Annotated in this window: 10 protein-coding genes; 6 read left to right on the top strand and 4 right to left on the bottom strand. The window is 65.7% G+C overall.

The features are described 5' to 3' along the window. Positions 1 to 78: 78 nt before the first annotated feature. Both AB0E02_RS31460 and AB0E02_RS31455 read right to left on the bottom strand, forming a co-directional pair. Positions 79 to 1,287: an ATP-binding protein gene (locus AB0E02_RS31460; protein ID WP_362145675.1), complete on the bottom strand. Its 1,209-nt coding sequence runs from the start codon at positions 1,285 to 1,287 to the stop codon at positions 79 to 81. A 595-nt stretch (positions 1,288 to 1,882) separates the two neighbouring features. Next, entirely contained in the window at positions 1,883 to 2,536 is a 654-nt protein-coding gene (locus AB0E02_RS31455) for a hypothetical protein (RefSeq protein WP_362145594.1), read from the bottom strand. Positions 2,537 to 3,104: 568 nt separating this feature from the next. Between AB0E02_RS31455 and AB0E02_RS31450 the strand changes: the two genes are divergently transcribed. Continuing rightward, positions 3,105 to 3,923, top strand: coding sequence for a phosphotransferase (locus tag AB0E02_RS31450; RefSeq protein ID WP_362145591.1), 819 nt, complete (start codon positions 3,105 to 3,107; stop codon positions 3,921 to 3,923). Positions 3,924 to 4,111: 188 nt separating this feature from the next. Here the strand turns inward: AB0E02_RS31450 and AB0E02_RS31445 are convergent, their stop codons facing one another. After that, complete coding sequence (locus tag AB0E02_RS31445) at positions 4,112 to 4,969, bottom strand: SMI1/KNR4 family protein (protein ID WP_362145588.1); 858 nt, start codon at positions 4,967 to 4,969, stop codon at positions 4,112 to 4,114. A 1,245-nt stretch (positions 4,970 to 6,214) separates the two neighbouring features. On the opposite strand from AB0E02_RS31445, the gene AB0E02_RS31440 reads away from it, so the two are divergent. The 5 genes from AB0E02_RS31440 to AB0E02_RS31420 all read left to right on the top strand — a co-directional run bounded on the left by AB0E02_RS31440 (position 6,215) and on the right by AB0E02_RS31420 (position 14,298). Continuing rightward, a complete protein-coding gene (locus AB0E02_RS31440; RefSeq protein WP_362145585.1) occupies positions 6,215 to 7,267 on the top strand; it encodes a bifunctional DNA primase/polymerase in 1,053 nt (350 codons plus the stop codon). Continuing rightward, complete coding sequence (locus AB0E02_RS31435; protein ID WP_362145582.1) at positions 7,264 to 8,772, top strand: phage/plasmid primase, P4 family; 1,509 nt, start codon at positions 7,264 to 7,266, stop codon at positions 8,770 to 8,772. The genes AB0E02_RS31440 and AB0E02_RS31435 overlap by 4 nt, the downstream gene beginning before the upstream one ends. Then, the gene (locus tag AB0E02_RS31430) at positions 8,769 to 9,173 is read left to right on the top strand and encodes a DUF6009 family protein (RefSeq protein ID WP_362145579.1); all 405 of its coding nucleotides are present in this window, start codon (positions 8,769 to 8,771) and stop codon (positions 9,171 to 9,173) included. The genes AB0E02_RS31435 and AB0E02_RS31430 overlap by 4 nt, the downstream gene beginning before the upstream one ends. A gap of 1,097 nt (positions 9,174 to 10,270) precedes the next feature. After that, positions 10,271 to 11,719, top strand: a complete 1,449-nt coding sequence (locus tag AB0E02_RS31425) for a hypothetical protein (RefSeq protein WP_362145576.1) — start codon at positions 10,271 to 10,273, stop codon at positions 11,717 to 11,719. Between the two features lie 1,886 nt (positions 11,720 to 13,605). Next, a complete protein-coding gene (locus AB0E02_RS31420) occupies positions 13,606 to 14,298 on the top strand; it encodes a DUF4232 domain-containing protein (RefSeq protein WP_362145573.1) in 693 nt (230 codons plus the stop codon). A gap of 630 nt (positions 14,299 to 14,928) precedes the next feature. Here the strand turns inward: AB0E02_RS31420 and AB0E02_RS31415 are convergent. Continuing rightward, positions 14,929 to 15,012, bottom strand: coding sequence for a hypothetical protein (locus AB0E02_RS31415; protein WP_362145672.1), 84 nt, complete (start codon positions 15,010 to 15,012; stop codon positions 14,929 to 14,931). Between the last annotated feature and the right edge of the window lie 16 nt (positions 15,013 to 15,028).

Genomic DNA, 15,028 nt, shown 5'->3' with positions numbered 1-15,028 from the left:
CCCACGGCGCCATGCTGTCGACCTTCAGTACATGAGCAGTGCATAGGGAGGAACCCTGGCCAGCGTTCCAACACGCCCTCATCCCGCCGGCAGTCTGACGAGTACTTTCAGGCCTCCGCCCTCTCGTGGTTCGGCGGTCACCGTCCCGTCGTGCGCGCGCACGACAGATCGAACGATGGACAGTCCCAGCCCCACTCCGCGGTCGCTGCCCGTACGCTCAGTACGCAGGCGCCTGAAGGGTTCGAAGAGGTTGTCCACCTCATAGGCCGGCACGATCGGACCAGTGTTGCAGACCATCAGTGAGACATAACCTGAGTCGATCGAGGTCGACGCATCGACCCATCCGCCCTCAGAAACGTTGTAACGCACAGCATTTTGCAGGAGATTGAGCGCAACACGTTCAAGCAGGACACCGTTGCCCAGAACGCGTGCGGACTGCCGCTCGCCTCGGAGTTCTACGTCGGCTGCGTCTGCCTCACCACGCACGTGATCGATCGCTAGCGAAGCGACCTCAGCCAGATCAACTGGCTTCTTCTCGGCAAGCTCATTCTCACTACGGGCAAGCAGCAAGAGTCCCTCAACAAGCTGCTCACTGCGCTCGTTGGTGGCCAGAAGAGTCTTGCCCAACTGGAGAAGGTCCGGTCCGGCACCCGGGTCGGACATCTGCACCTCAAGGAGGGTGCGGTTGATTGCGAGCGGTGTACGCAGCTCGTGAGAGGCGTTCGCGACGAACCGCTGTTGCGCATTGAAGGCGCGGTCGAGCCGTTCGAGCATGTCGTCGAAGGTGTCCGCGAGCTCTTTGAGCTCATCGTCCGGTCCGTCCAGCTCGATGCGCTTATCCAGGTCAGAGCCTGCCACGCTGCGTGCCATGCGCGTGATCCGGCCGAGGGGGGACAAGACCCGCCCTGCCAAGACGTACCCAAGGGCAAAGGCCAGCACGGTCAGGCCCATCAGGACCAGTAGAGAGCGGTGAAGCAGCGCGGTCAGTGCCGAGGTACGTTGAGTGTCCAGACAGGTGTCGAGAATGCCGTTGAACTCGGCGATGTTCTCCGCTTGACGGAGCTGTGGGCAAACGTCGCTGGACAATCTCAGGTCGTAGCCACCGAGAATGTGGAACGCTGTCCCACTGTGCTGCAGGGCCTGGGCCGTCAGCAGATAGATTATGACAAGAAGGACTATACCGGCCATCAGGAACATGCCGCCGTACAACAACGTCAGCCGCATCCGGATGGTGGGCCGCAGCTGGGAGTAGTCCCTGGACGAACGCGTGCGTATGGCAGTCGATATCTGACCGTTGCGCGGGGGGTGCTTCGGCCGCGGCGGCAAAGTAGGTTGACGTGCCTCAGAGTTGCGAGCCATGACCCCAGCACCGGTAGCAGGAGCTGCGGGCAGCGTTGTTCAGCCCGGCGTCACATGAATATGCGTCAGCGGCTTCTCGGCGCTCGACGTTTAAGCAGTCGATGCCCGTGACCAGCACACCATGGCCCCTGTCTCTCACTACGCGCACGGTGGCACGTGTCCCTTCCTCTGGAGTGATGTCGTCACCTATCGTGCACGCAACGCACGTAAACAGGTAGTAAGGCCCTCAACCAGGGGCTGCCTTCCCCCATAGCGCCCGCTCATGGGGCGGGGGACTGGGGCGGGACGTCGGTGACGGTGCGCCATTCGTGCCGCTCAGCCCGACCAAGGCCCGGACGCAATGATCGGGGCCAATATTGGCGGGGGTGCTCGGCTACGTCTTCTACCTCCACCTCGTCGTCGTCTCCGCCGGCCATTCCCGAGGCTTCCGCGCGCGTCGGCAGCATGCCCGTCACCTGACGTGAACTGCAGTCCGCCCGTCGGCGTCACTGGTTGTCACCGGACTGGTGCTTGATCACTGAGCTCATGCGTCCCACTGGTCGCAGTATTCGATGTGGATCTCGCGGGCATTGCCGAGAGTGCCATCGTCCGAATGGAGTTCCGTGCAGAAGTGCGGATAGCTCGGGTGCACTGGCACGTAGTTAGGGCCGTTGTGGGCGACGTCGTGGAAGTGCCGAGCGGTCTCTCGGAACACTTTCGCGCTGCCTGTCATGAACAGGGTCTCGGCCTGCAGGTGCTGGTGAAACAGGTCGCGATTCTCCTGGAAGTGACGGGCCGCGTAGTCGGACACGGTTCGATCCCCGTGCTCTGCTTCGGGCAGCCTCACAGTATGCAGACGCCCGGCTCCGAGCCGGCCGCGCACCTGCTTCCAGCGTGAGGGGGCGAACTGGAGTGAATGGTGCAGGAGCACGAGGTCGAGCTGAGGACCGGCAGCATCCGGCACCTCTCGGTCCGGCAGGCGGTTGGTCCGCAGAGGCAGATGAATCAGCGAACGCGGCGAACGTGCGGCCAGCGCCCACAGCGCGCCAATCCTTCGGGCGGCATCCTGATCCAGATAGACATCCAGGTGCCGATCGTGATCAATCAGCACTGCACGTGTCAGCGGCTGGGTCGGCCGGATAACTCGGAACTCGGCAGCTCCCAGGCGGGCACGGTGTATACGGACGGGAAGCTTCATCTGGTCTCCGTTGTGGTGCAGCAACTGACTTTGCGAGCACGGGGGCCGGACGCCAGCAAAAACCTATCTGTGCAGCACAGCCGGCCCAGGGCGGATCGATAACGTCGTTATCAACCCTGACGCAGCCTCTCGATCCGTGCTCCGTGCCCGTGGGGATCACGGGCACGCAGGCGCCACCAGGCCATCATGATCGCCCAACGCCCGGTCTGAGCAGGCAATCGGACGTGCCGATGCCAACCCAGACGAGTCCGAAACGGCCGGTGGCCGAGCCCCACCATGCGCCGTGAGGTCGTGGAGGCGCAGGAGCGGCCCCGGACAGCCGTCGCTGCGGCACACGACTTCAAGTCCGTCCCTACTCAACGCCCATGTTGCTCTGGTGCTCTCGGTGGCGGGCCGCAGACGGCAACCGCAAGGAGACCGCGGGCGACAGGCACTTCATGCGGTAGGCCAGAGATGCCCGTCCAGGGCACTTCCCTACACAGGCATTCCGAACTCGCCGACCACCTCCGTGCCGCTTACCGGTGCTTACAGCGGCGGCGCCTGCGTAGCTGCGGGCAAACTCGCGTCCATGGCTTCCGTTCAGTGGAGTACTCACACCATCGAGCTCCGGTCCGACAGCGTGACCAAGAGGTTTCGATGTGACAGCCGCGAAGAGAGCAAGCGGGAATGGCGCGCACTGACCCTCCTCGCCGCGTACGCGCCGGGTTTGGCTCCCGTCCCTCATAGCGCGGACCTTGCGGCCAGGGAGCCGGTCGTGGTGATGTCGCGCCTGCTGGGGGAGCCCCTCCGAGGCCAAACGCTCAGCGATCAGCAGCTCAGCGCCCTGACCGCGGCAGCGAACGAGATGTACGCGGCAGCGCCCCCGGACGTTCTCGCTCAGCTTCCCGCCCGTCCCGGCCAGCAACATCAACTCATCATGCAGATCCACGCCTGGTGGCCGACGGCCCGCCCACGGGCGAGCGAGGAGGTGGGCAAGGCCATGGACCAAGGCCTTGCATGGCTCTCCCGCTCAGGAATGGAAGAAGGCCATCAGACACACCTCCCACCGGTCTTCGGCCCTGGGGATGGCAACCTCGCCAACTACCTGTGGGACGGCTCTCGCGTACGAGTCGTCGACTTCGAAGACAGCGGCCGCAGTGACCGCCCCTTCGAACTCGCAGAGATCACCGAACACGTCGCCAGCTGGGTCGACCACCCCCTCGACACCAAAGCGTTCCTGGCACGGTTCGACCTGAACGCCGCAGAACGAGCACGCCTGCTGGACTGCCGCAGGCTGCTCGCACTCGTGTGGTTGTTCCTCTTGGCCAACGACGACCCCCAGCGCCCGCGCAACCCGCCGGGAACAGCCGAGCGGCAAGCCATCCGGTTGTCCCGACTTCTCGCCTGAGCCCCCTGGCCAGCCCAGTCCGTTTCAGGCTGAGGCTTGAGCACGGGCTCGTGATCCTCGTTCTCCACATGCATAGGTATGGGGTTATGGAGAGGGCTCGGCTTCGACTGCATGGTGGCCGCGGAACCGTCTCGGCGGGGCCGGAAGGCAGGTCACAGATGGCGTGCTCTCATCCGTGGTCACTGCACTTATCCCTCTGACTGAGGGGACCAGGACGAGGTGCCGTGGATGGTCTGGGTGGCCTGCACGGCACATCCCATGCGGTCAACGGCTGTGAGAACAGCGTGGCGGGCTCGTGCACTGTCAGCCGGGGGGAAGGCCACGCGGAGCTGGTGTCCGTACGCCGTCTCGTAGGTCAGCTGCCAGCCGGTCTCGGTCGCGACGAAGTGGTCCTGCCGATTGCCGTCGTATTCATACGAGCCCCGGTCTGCGGTGGGGGCGAGCGCGGCACGCAGGATCTGCAGTCGTTCGGCGTAGGGGAGAGCTCCGTCACCGAGGCGAAGGTAGATGTGGTCGCGCGGGATGGCTGCATCGAACCAAGGAGCGAGGTCCGGGTCGTGGGGGAGGAGTTCGGAGGTAAGAAGGCCACTGAGCCAGGATTCAAGGAACGTGGCAGCCCCGCAGTCGAAACGTTCGTACTCGTCGTCGCGTGACCAGATCACGATGGACCAGGAAGCGGGCAGGCCAGCGGTCAACCAGCACAGGCGTGTCCCGATGTCAGTCACTGCCCAGGTGAGCAGCCCGCCCTGTTCAGGGAAGAGTGGGTAGGGGTATTGCTCGGGCCAACTTTCCCGCATTGGTCCGTAGTCGTCCAGGAGGTCTGCTGCGAGGCGGACGGGGTTGTCGTCACCGAATGGGGTGCACAGGCACAGGGCGCCCCAGAAATCGCCGCGGCCGTAGATCTCCACCAGTTGCTTGTAGTCGTGCGGCAGTGCGGTTCCCAGCAACTCCTCCGCGCTGGCCCAGTCCCCGTGCCCGTCTATCGTCTCGGCCGGCGGCGGCACTCGTTCAATGATGCGAGCAAGCGGACCGTGTGTGTCGATCATGGGCTCACCTTAGAAACGACGTTCAGCACAGGTGCAGGGACATCTACTTCTGAATGTGGCGACGTGCTTCTCAGCGTGTCCGCCCCACGCGAAGAGGTCCTGGGAAACGGAACGCGGCTGGCCGGTGGCCGAGTCCCCTCACCGCCTGGCTCAGCCTGCGGGCGGCCCATCCAGCCGGCATCGTCGAGGCCATGACTCTTGGACGGTGGCTGGCACGTCGGTAGCCGTCAACCACAACCAGCGAGACACCTGGGGACCAAGGGCAGCGGCGAGTGTCTTCACCGCGTTGGTCACACCCCGTATTCCTCCTCGTCGTCTCACCAATCTGGACGGCCCGGGCGGCGGCAATGGTCGGGACATCCCTCGGGCCGCCCTTTTCGACTGCGCGCATCGTTTCGACGGCTACCGACGGAGGGCAACTGCGAAAACGATCCCTGGGGGCGGGGGCGAGTGCTGGGTCGGTGCATCATGTCCGGCCGTCAGGCCGGACAGAGCAGAACCTTCGGTCTCGATGGCCGTATGCACCAGCACGGGAGCGACTGAACCCAGGAGTGAGCGACTGAGACGGTCTTGGTCGCTGCTTCAGTCGCTTGGGAACATCGCAGCTCAGCATAGGGATGTACCCCAATCAGCGACTGAAGCGACTGAAGGTCCGTATCTATGACACGCGCGCGCGCTCGGGAATGTCTTCATAGTCCCGAACTTGAGTCGCTTCAGTCGCTGATTGGGGTGCGATCCCCCTCTGACCTGGTCTTTTACCAGTGCTGGACGGGCAGCGACTGAAGCAATCAGAGTCGCTGCCCGTCCAGCACTACCCGGCTTGGGCCCCTCGTGCAGCGACTGAAGGCTTTCTGCCCGGCGACGGTGGACCAAGTGGCCTGCCTTCCGTGTCCGAAGGAGTGCAAAGCCCGTGCAACAGCGACTGAAGCGACTGAGACCTGGCACTGGCTTGTGGCACGGTAGAGCACGGAGCCAAGGGTTCGGTCGCTCAGTCGCTTCAGTCGCTCTTGCCAGTAGCAGCGACTGAAGCGACCGAACTCAGGAGAACGGGCGCGCCACGCCGCTTCCTTGGAGTTGATACGTAGATCTATTCGCTACTCTGTGGTCGACCCAATTCAAGACTTCAGTCGCTTCAGTCGCTGCACCTTCGGCAGATAGCATCTGACCTGCAGGTTTGTGCAGCGACTGAAGCCAGACCACGACAAGCGCAGAAGGCCGACCATCTCTCTCACGCCCAGTCCGGACATGCTCACCGTCGCCCAGTGGTGCGCGGCGGCGGGCTGGCCTGTGCATCCCCTCACTCCCGGACGCAAGACCCCGGTCGGTAACTGCCGGGCATGCACCGAGACGGGGCACAACCACCTCGACTGCCCCTGCATCAGGGACGGCCGCTGGTGCCACGGCTTCCATGCGGCAACGACTGACCCGGACCGGATCCGCAAGTGGTGGTCGCCCCGCCCCGCCCCAGGCGTCGGTGTGGCGTGCGGCGCCGCTGGGCTGATCGTCATCGACATCGATGCCCACACCCACTCTCTCCCTGGACGGGACCGGCTCCTTCCGGGTATTCCCATCCACGACCATGTCGACCTGGCAGGGCTGCGAAACGGCTTCCACACCCTGGCAGTCCTTGCTGCTCTGCGCGGTGTCCCGGACCCGGCCGAGGACCAGGAGACCCTGCGCGTGCGCACCCCCTCGGGAGGCATGCACGTGTGGTACCAGGCCGGATCCGGCCGCACCTGGCTGTGCAGCAGCGGAAGCAGCACGGGCAGGGCCCTGGCCTGGCAGGTCGACGTCCGCAGCACGGGTGGCTACATCGTCGCCCCTGGCACCACGACCACCGACGGCACCTACACCCCCCTCGGTACCTGCCGTACACCGTCGCCCCTGCCGGACTGGCTGGCCCACGAGCTCACCCGCACCGGTCACCTCGACGAGCCAGCCCCGGCAGCGCGGGCCGTCACCGTGGACAGAACCCCCTCCCGAGCCCGCCAGGCCGTCGCGGCCGCGGGCGGCGGCCGCGACGCCGCCACCCGCACCCTGGAGACCGTGCTGGCCGAAGTCGCCGCCTGCGCCACAGCGGCTGAGGGGACCGGTTTCTCCGACAAGCTCAACCGCGCCGCCTACACCGCCGGCGGTCTGGTGGCCGCAGGCCTCCTCACGCATACCCGCGCCGAAGAAGCCCTCCTGGCAGTAGCCGAACACGCCAGGCCCGGCCAACATGGGCGGGCACTCCCCATCATCCGCAGCGGCCTGAACGCCGGTGCCCGACGCCCCCTCTTCCCGGGAGGCCGCCCGTGAACCCCGCAGCCTTCGACCCGGCCGAGGTCGCGCGCCAGATCCTTGCCCAGCCACCCACACCCGTTCCGGCCCAGACCACCCCCGCGGTCCGAGCCGACCGGGCGCCGTTCCGCACCACGGACACCGGAATCCTTCCCGACTCCCTGACCGACCGCGGCATGGCCAAGTCGTTCGCCCACCTGTATGCGGCCGACTACCGGCACGTCAACGGGCTGGGCTGGTACAAATGGGCCCAATACCGCTGGGAACCCGACGAACACGAGACCGTGGTCTGGGCCGCCGGTGACATGGCCGAGTCCCTCGCCCACACCGACCCCACCGGCCTGCACACCGACACGGAACTGCGTCGCGAACGCCGCCGCGCGATGTCCACCTCCGGCATCAAGTCCATGCTCCAACAGGCCCGCTCCGCCCACGGCATGCTCCTGGACGCCTCCCGCCTCGACGCCGACCCCTACGTCCTGTGCACCCCCGGCGGCATCGTCGACCTGCGCACCGGCATCATCCACACCCCCAACCCCCACACCGACTTCCACTCCCGCTCCACCTCCACCGCCCCCCAGACGATGCCCACCCCCCGCTGGGACCGGTTCCTGTCCGACACCTTCGGCGACGACGCCGAAGGCCAGGAGATGATCCGGTACCTGCACCTGCTGCTGGGCTACTCCATCACCGGAGACGTCGGCGCGCAGATCCTGGCCTTCCTCTACGGCCTGGGCAAAAACGGAAAGAGCGTCCTTCTCGACGTGATCGTCAAGCTGCTCGGCGACTACGCCGACGCCGCCCCGCCCGGCTTCCTGATGGCCAAGCAGTTCGAAGGGCACCCCACCGACCTGGCCGAACTCCACGGGCGTCGTGTCATCGTCTGCTCCGAGCTCAAGGCCGGCGACCGCTTCGACGAATCCCGCGTCAAACTCCTGACCGGTGGCGACATCATCAAGGCCCGCCGCATGCGCCAGGACTTCTTCTCCTTCGTCCCCACCCACAAGCTGTTCCTCCTGGGCAACCACCGCCCCGAGGTCGGCACCGGCGGATTCGCCTTCTGGCGCCGCATGCGCCTGATCCCCTTCGAACGCGTCGTGCCCGACGCCCGCAAGGTCGACAACCTCGCCGACATCCTCGTCCGCGAAGAAGGGCCCGGCATCCTCACCTGGCTCGTCGACGGTGCCCGCCGCTACCTTTGTGGGGAGAAGGATCTGTCCGGTCCTGAGCGGGTACGCGTAGCAACAACCGCATACGCCGAGACCGAAGACCACATGGGCAGATTTCTGTCCGAATGCTGCAAGATCGACCAGGGCCTGCGCGCCGAGCAGAAGCACCTCCACCTTGCCTACACCCGCTGGTGCGAAAGTGAAGGAGCCACCCCCGTATCCTCCCGAGCCTTCGCCGGCCGCGTCCGCGAAACCCTCGGCCTTCGGTCCCCCAAGGAAATGGCCACCTCCAACTCCAAGAAGTACTACCCAGGCATCGGCCTCATCGCCGACATCACCGAGGAGAACGCGTGAGCGCCCTAATCGACCCCGAGGACCTCACGCACGAAACCGACCTCGTGTGGCTCGAGGACACCACCCACCTCGACTACGTACGCCAAAGCCTGGACCGCGTCTCCAGCCGGCGCCGCCAGCCTCCCTATCACCGCGACGGCCGCCTCGTCGGCTACGCCGTCCTCGGCCCCACCGCGAAGGCCTCCCGAGCCTCCGGCACCTTCCTGCGCCGCGTCTTCTGGCTGGCCCCCCACGACCGCGACGAGCAACCCGATGGTCTTTACGCCACCGGCGCCCCCTCCGAAGCGGTCGACCCCCGCACCGTCAGCCCCCGCACCAAGGGCTACAAGACCGAACGCTCTGAAGGCGGACCGGCTTCCGACGCCATGCGGGAAATGGGCATAACGCTCCCAAAGGCGTGAAACTTCCTCGCGGAAGAAGCCTGGTTGATCTTGTCCGACCTGCTCAATCACGGGTACCACAACGCTGCCCTAGCGAGCGGCCAAGACCGGCCCGGTCGGCAGCGGGTTCGTCCTGACTGTTCCCGACAAGGACCTCGACACCAACCTGTGGCAACGAAGGGCTCGCAGCGACTCTGGCGCCCGAGGGCCTGGTGGGGCTGCACCTTCAGGGGCTGGACCTCGACGGCTACGAGGTGATGTTCGAGCAATGCCCTGCTGTGTAACAGTGGTGGCCACTCCCAGTGTTGGCAGCCCCGGGGCGCCGCCAGCATGCCTTACAACTGCGGACAGGCGCTCACCTGTGTGTCTGCTGCCCTCAGGAGAGATGGGGCGGCTGCTCCGTCACTGGACCGGTATGCCGGCCCAGCCAGCCGCCTCTGGGATCACTCTGCCACCTGGTGCGCACGGGCTGCGGGCGTTCTCACGAACTCTTTTTAGAAGCGGGCGACCAGCCACTGTTTCGTACACCGGTGCCAGCGGGAAACGCCGTCAGCGGACCTGGGCAGGGTCCCCACGAGGCTGGCCGCATACGGATGGTTGTTGATCGTTGTTTTTCGTGCGCTGGCCTACGTGGATGGAATCCCATGCAAGGCCTCACCATGCCCGACACCACCACGGAAGCCCTCCATGAAGTGGGTTCCGCCTCGTCGGCGTTGTAGCCCGCTGGCCGCGCCTCGGGCCTACAGGATCTGTTCGACCGCCCAGAGGCGTCACCAACACATAAGGCGTCACCAAAACATCGCCCCATCTGGCCGTCGCACGACCTACACCTCCGGCCTATGTCCCCGTATAGGCGTTTTAGCAGCTAAATCAGGATTCTGTGAGCTGTGGTCACGCTGACGGTTCGTCTTCAGGTTGCTTTCACTTGGCGGGATTCGCGCCACTGGGCCCTTTGGCCTCGGGGAAGATCGTTCGCTCCGGGGATATTCCGTCTCTCGGAATGTATCGAGTCGGTCTCAGGGAGATCCCCGAGGCGCTTTGGGCTTGACGGGGAGTCAAGGAGGCAGTGGGAGCTGAGGTAGGGTCAGGCGTTTAGTTCCTGTAGACAAAGGGGGAGCATGTCGTACCAGCCTACGGGCCAGCCCAACGTGCCATTCCAGCCGCCTCCGGGCGGCTTTCCTCAGCAAGGGCCGCCCTTGAGTGGATATGCCCCGCAGCCCTTCGCGCCGCCGCCACCACCCAAGCGCAACACCGGGAAAATCGTCGGTTTCATCGCTCTGGGGATCTGTTTTCTGCTGCTCGGCGGGGGAGGGGCCGTCTTCCTCTTCTCCAGCAAAGGATCGACCCCAATCAAGGGGGTTTCGCCCACGCAGCCGGTTTACGAGGCGCTCAACAAGGCTCTCGCCAACAAGGATGAGGACGCCTTTCTGAAGCCCTTCCAAGGTGATGCGCTCAAGACGCAACAGCGGAAGGTCTTCCGCAACCTGGTAAAGGTGCCGTTCAAGACGGCACGTTTCGAACGCGTCGCCCGAACCGCCGGTGGCGAGGTGGAAGGCGTCAGTTTCGTCCACCAGATCAAGGGTGTGGACGTCGCTCCGGTATACGAAGAGTACGCGTTCACCTTCACCAAGGATGCGGCCGGCGCTCAGGTGGTCACCGACGTCAAGGGGGCGGACCATCCTTTCCCGGATACGAGCGGCGCGTTCTATCCAGCGCCTTGGGACGTCTACGACGACATGGCCGTCGAGCAGTTGGGCCGTGTGGTGGTCATCTCCGACAAGGCGCATGCAGCCGACACCCAGCGCTTCACCCCCTACATCGCGAAAGCGGCCGACGACGATGTAGCAGCGTGGGACCGCAGCTCCGCCGGCGAGTCCATGGTGTCCAAGGGGGCACTGGTCGTTCTGGAGCCCAAGCGCGATGTGTACTCCCGGTTCTACCGCGAAGGGGAGGAGAATGACGCGCTGGAGGCGGGTGCCAACCTTGTTCTTCCCAGGCATGGGGCTGATAGCGAGGACAAAACACAGTTCGGTGGTTCCCGGATCGTCATGGACTCATCCCTGAGTCGATTCACCAGTCGCGACTGGCGGAGAGGTGTCAAGCAGATCAGCCGCCACGAGATCGGGCACGCCATGGTGGCTCCTTACAACAGTGCACGTGGCGCGCTGCCCGTCGAGGTCGACACCTGGGTCTCCGAGGGGTTCGCCGGATACATGGAGTCGCGTGACAATCCGGCGCAGACGCAAGCCGACAACAGAAGCACGCTCCAGGGGTATCTCATGGACTACGCCACGACCCCGGAGAGCGACAGGGATTCCTTCTACGCACAGGATGCGAACGAACGGCACCAGAACTACGTGCTGGCGCGCCTCGCCATCCGTTACATGGCCGAGAAGTACGGCGAGAAGGGCACCTTCAATTTCGTCACGGCCGAATACCGGGACCCCGGATACCACAGTCAGAAGGCACATTTCCAGCAGTACCTCGGCGTCGACCGTAGTACTTTCATGGAGAAGTGGCGGGCCTTCGTCCGCAAGGAAGTACCGGGAGTCCGCGGAGAGGGCTGAAGGACGGCCCGCGACGAGCCTCTGAGGCGGAGCGGACAGTTGCCCCTATGAGGAGAAATCGTTCATCGGGGCAACAGTTCCCCTCCGCTCGGCCGCTCGTGTCGCTTGAACGCCCGGCGTGAGCGGCTTGTGGCACAGCAAGCTCCTCATCAGCGATGTGCCGGCAACGGTCCTCGCTGACGTTTCGCCGGAGTGCGCTGATGCCCTGGTGGCAGAGCTGCGGGAGGCGGGTGCTGCCGCCGAAGCGAGGCAGAAGCCCGTCTGACCGGTGGGGGGCCAGCCACCTGTTGAGCAGACTGCGGGATCGGCGGGATGACGAACCGGGTCCGGCACGCCCACATGCCGGACCCGACAAGATCAGTCATGTATGGCTGCGCAGAACCCCTCGACGGACATCGGCGGTCGCGGCTATTCGTCCACGGGGATGTGGCCGTCCCCGTCGACGTCGTAGCGGCTCGAAGACCTTGCGCGCCGTGTCGAGAGAGAGTTCGCGATCGATCCAGGTACCTGAGGTCTCGCAGTTGGGGCGGCTGGTGCCAGTCCCCTTGTGGAAGGGGCCGGGCTGCCAGGCTGGTCCGGCGGTGGGATGGTGCGTCGCCGGTCCGCCGGATGTCTTGAGAGTCTGGCAGCGTGATGATGCCCTCTGCAGAGCCGCGACCCGAGGTTCAGATCGTGCAGGCGGAATCCCTTGGAGCGGACCTGCTTGCCATCGTGGTGCGATGTCTGACGACCACGCGGCTGGGCTCCCGCTTCCGCTGCCCGGGCCAGTAGGGCCGAACCGTTGACCTGACCGTGACGGAGATCCGACGCTATCCCCGGGTAACGGTCGCCGAAGTAGACCCGCCCCACGCTGCTCGTCTCGTCCTCGAAGGCGCTGGCGTGGAGGAGCTTCGTCTTCAGCCCTGGAATGTTCTTCGCGGGAGCACCCCGGGCGCGCGATGGAGCGGCGGGTCGGTGGGAGAAGGTGTTTCGCTGCAGGTGGCGTCGGCTGGGGGCTTGAGGCCGCACGTGAGCTGGCGCAGTTGTACGACGACATGGTGAGGGTCTACGCCGCGATGCGGTGGCAACAGCTCCAGTCACAAGGCCTCATCGCCCTTTGGCGGCGACCGCGCAACCACCGCTCCAGCTGACTTGGCGCCGAAGCCCGGGCACGCTGCCCACAGACAGCGCCTCTAGGCAGGAATGAGGCGGTAGCGGGTGTGTGAGCTCCCGCACCGGCTGCACGGCGGCGCTAGGTGACGGGCGCGAAGTCCCGTATTTCCACTAGGAGGGCCTCGTCAGCGCTTGATCCGGTCTTGCCGCCCTGGCGGCAAGACCGGGGAGGACCGGTTCGCTGAAACGGCTGAACATCTCGATCCATGTTCCAGCGGTGGGGATGTCGTGGTCACTGCTGCGGAAGACGACGGAGCTCAGCACGACGCGGCTGGTGTCCTTCGCTCGGTCGGCGGTCCGGGCCGATGGCACGCCAAGCATGGATCGAAGTAGTGACACCCAAGCTGCAGGGCTCAGCGACCCGGTGAGCACGACGCCAGGTGGACCAGGCACTCGGCTGTTGCCCCGGACGTGGATGACCAGACAGCTGGCCTGGGAGGCTGTCGTCAGGCCGTGCGGGGCCGGCGCCGACGCGAACACTTGCACTCAGCCACGTGAACGCGAACGGTGCCGTCGGTCGGTGGGGGCCATGGGCGCAGTGAGCCTGTTCGCCGGCGTGCGGGCGCCAATACGCCGGCGCGGAACTCCAGGCTGCCCGTGGCCGGGCGTCACCGGTTCGCGTGGTGTGTTTGTGGGACGTGAGTGAGGCGTTTCCGGAACGTCAGTGGGCCGGGGAAAGGTGGTGTCCATACCGCGGGAACGGCTCCCGCACGAAATACAGGGGGAACCTGATCATGCGTACTTCCCGGATCCGTACCGCCACCCTGGCTGCTGTCACCGCCGCGTTGGCGCTGGGCCTGACCGCCTGCGGCGGCGCCGACGGCGGCTCGACGGCGGCGAGCAACGACGCCGCCGGTGTCGCGAAGAGCAAGTCTGCGTCCAACGGTGACGGCAAGGGCGGCGCGGAGCAGGCCAACAGCGGCGGTGACACCACCAAGGAGGGCGCGCGTTCGACGACCGCCGTGGGCGGGACGGACGCGGCCGCGGGCAAGGGCACCACGGCCGGCGCCCAGCAGTGCCGCGGCGAGGAGATGCTGCTCACCGCGGTGCACCGGTTCGCCGGCCAGCAGGGCGACCACCTGCTGGTCACCGCGTCGAACAAGGGCCCCAAGCCGTGCTGGGTCACCTCGTACCCGGCCGTCAAGCTCGGCAACGATGGTGCCGCGCTGCCGCACTCGAAGAAGGACAACCCCGGCGGCACCAAGCACCTCACACTCCGGCCCGGCGGCACGGCCTACAGCGCGGTGAACCTCTTCGACTACGGCTCGAAGCACCACACGGCGCAGTCCTTCGCCCTCGCGCTGCGCGGCCCGGACGGCCGCTACGGCCCCTTCTACTCCGTCGCCCTCAAGGGCAACAAGCCGCAGTTCAGCTGGAACGAGGCCGACGTGCTGAACTGGAACACCAAGAAGCCCTACGACTTCTGACGACCCACCAGTCAAGGACGCATCGTCTGGGACGCGCCGCACCGCGCGTCCCGCACTTGCCGGCACGGCGTCGGTGTGCCGGCGCTCGTATCGGGCGGTTCGGTTGAGGGAACGGACCAGTGACAGGACTCAGGTGCTTGCGTCTCGTCCTGGTGGGCACAGCTTCTTCACCCTGTAGGGACACAAAGCCGGGGCACGAACAGCAACGGCCGGGAGAAACCTTGCAGGGCACGACGAAGGCCCGGACGCCTGGTCCGGGCCTTGCTCGCTCGAAGTCCTCTAGCTGGCCGGACGCCAGTAAGGGGGTAGGTGGCTCTCCTTTGCTTGCGTTCTCTCCGTGCGTGGCTGTTGACCCGGTGCGAAGCGTGTACGGGCGCCAGCACTCGAGCCTCGACGCCCATGTGCGCATTACATGCCAGCTGGTTCGCGGCCGGAGGAGAACGTGGACCAGGCGGACGACGGCCTGAGGGCCGCATCGCCCCGTATCCACGAGCCGGTGAACTGCACCTGGTTCTCAGCCCAGTCACCCGACCGCTGTCACGGCAGCACCGGCCACAACGAACCCCCACCAGGTACCCCAATGCCAGCGCAGGGCGGTGGCTGTAATGACGGAGACGTTCTCGACCATCGTCACCTCCATCGCATGTGGATGGCGGTGAGTTGTTGTACTCGTTGTGGTGTCAGTGTTGTGGCTCTGGATCTTTGGTTGTTGATCCATGTTCCGAGCCGT

The sequence above is a fragment of the Streptomyces sp. NPDC048196 genome (genome assembly GCF_040652715.1).
Classification (GTDB): Bacteria; Actinomycetota; Actinomycetes; order Streptomycetales; family Streptomycetaceae; genus Streptomyces; species Streptomyces siderophoricus.
Note: the sequence above shows the minus strand (reverse complement) of the source record. Positions and strands in the feature narration are given on the sequence as shown.

Excerpts from the sequence above, each read along its gene's own strand:
- AB0E02_RS31440 (WP_362145585.1), top strand. The coding sequence starts at position 6,215 with ATGCTCACCGTCGCCCAGTGGTGCGCGGCGGCGGGCTGGCCTGTGCAT.
- AB0E02_RS31425 (WP_362145576.1), top strand. The coding sequence starts at position 10,271 with ATGTCGTACCAGCCTACGGGCCAGCCCAACGTGCCATTCCAGCCGCCT.
- AB0E02_RS31450 (WP_362145591.1), top strand. The coding sequence starts at position 3,105 with ATGGCTTCCGTTCAGTGGAGTACTCACACCATCGAGCTCCGGTCCGAC.
- AB0E02_RS31455 (WP_362145594.1), bottom strand. The coding sequence starts at position 2,536 with ATGAAGCTTCCCGTCCGTATACACCGTGCCCGCCTGGGAGCTGCCGAG.
- AB0E02_RS31445 (WP_362145588.1), bottom strand. The coding sequence starts at position 4,969 with ATGATCGACACACACGGTCCGCTTGCTCGCATCATTGAACGAGTGCCG.
- AB0E02_RS31420 (WP_362145573.1), top strand. The coding sequence starts at position 13,606 with ATGCGTACTTCCCGGATCCGTACCGCCACCCTGGCTGCTGTCACCGCC.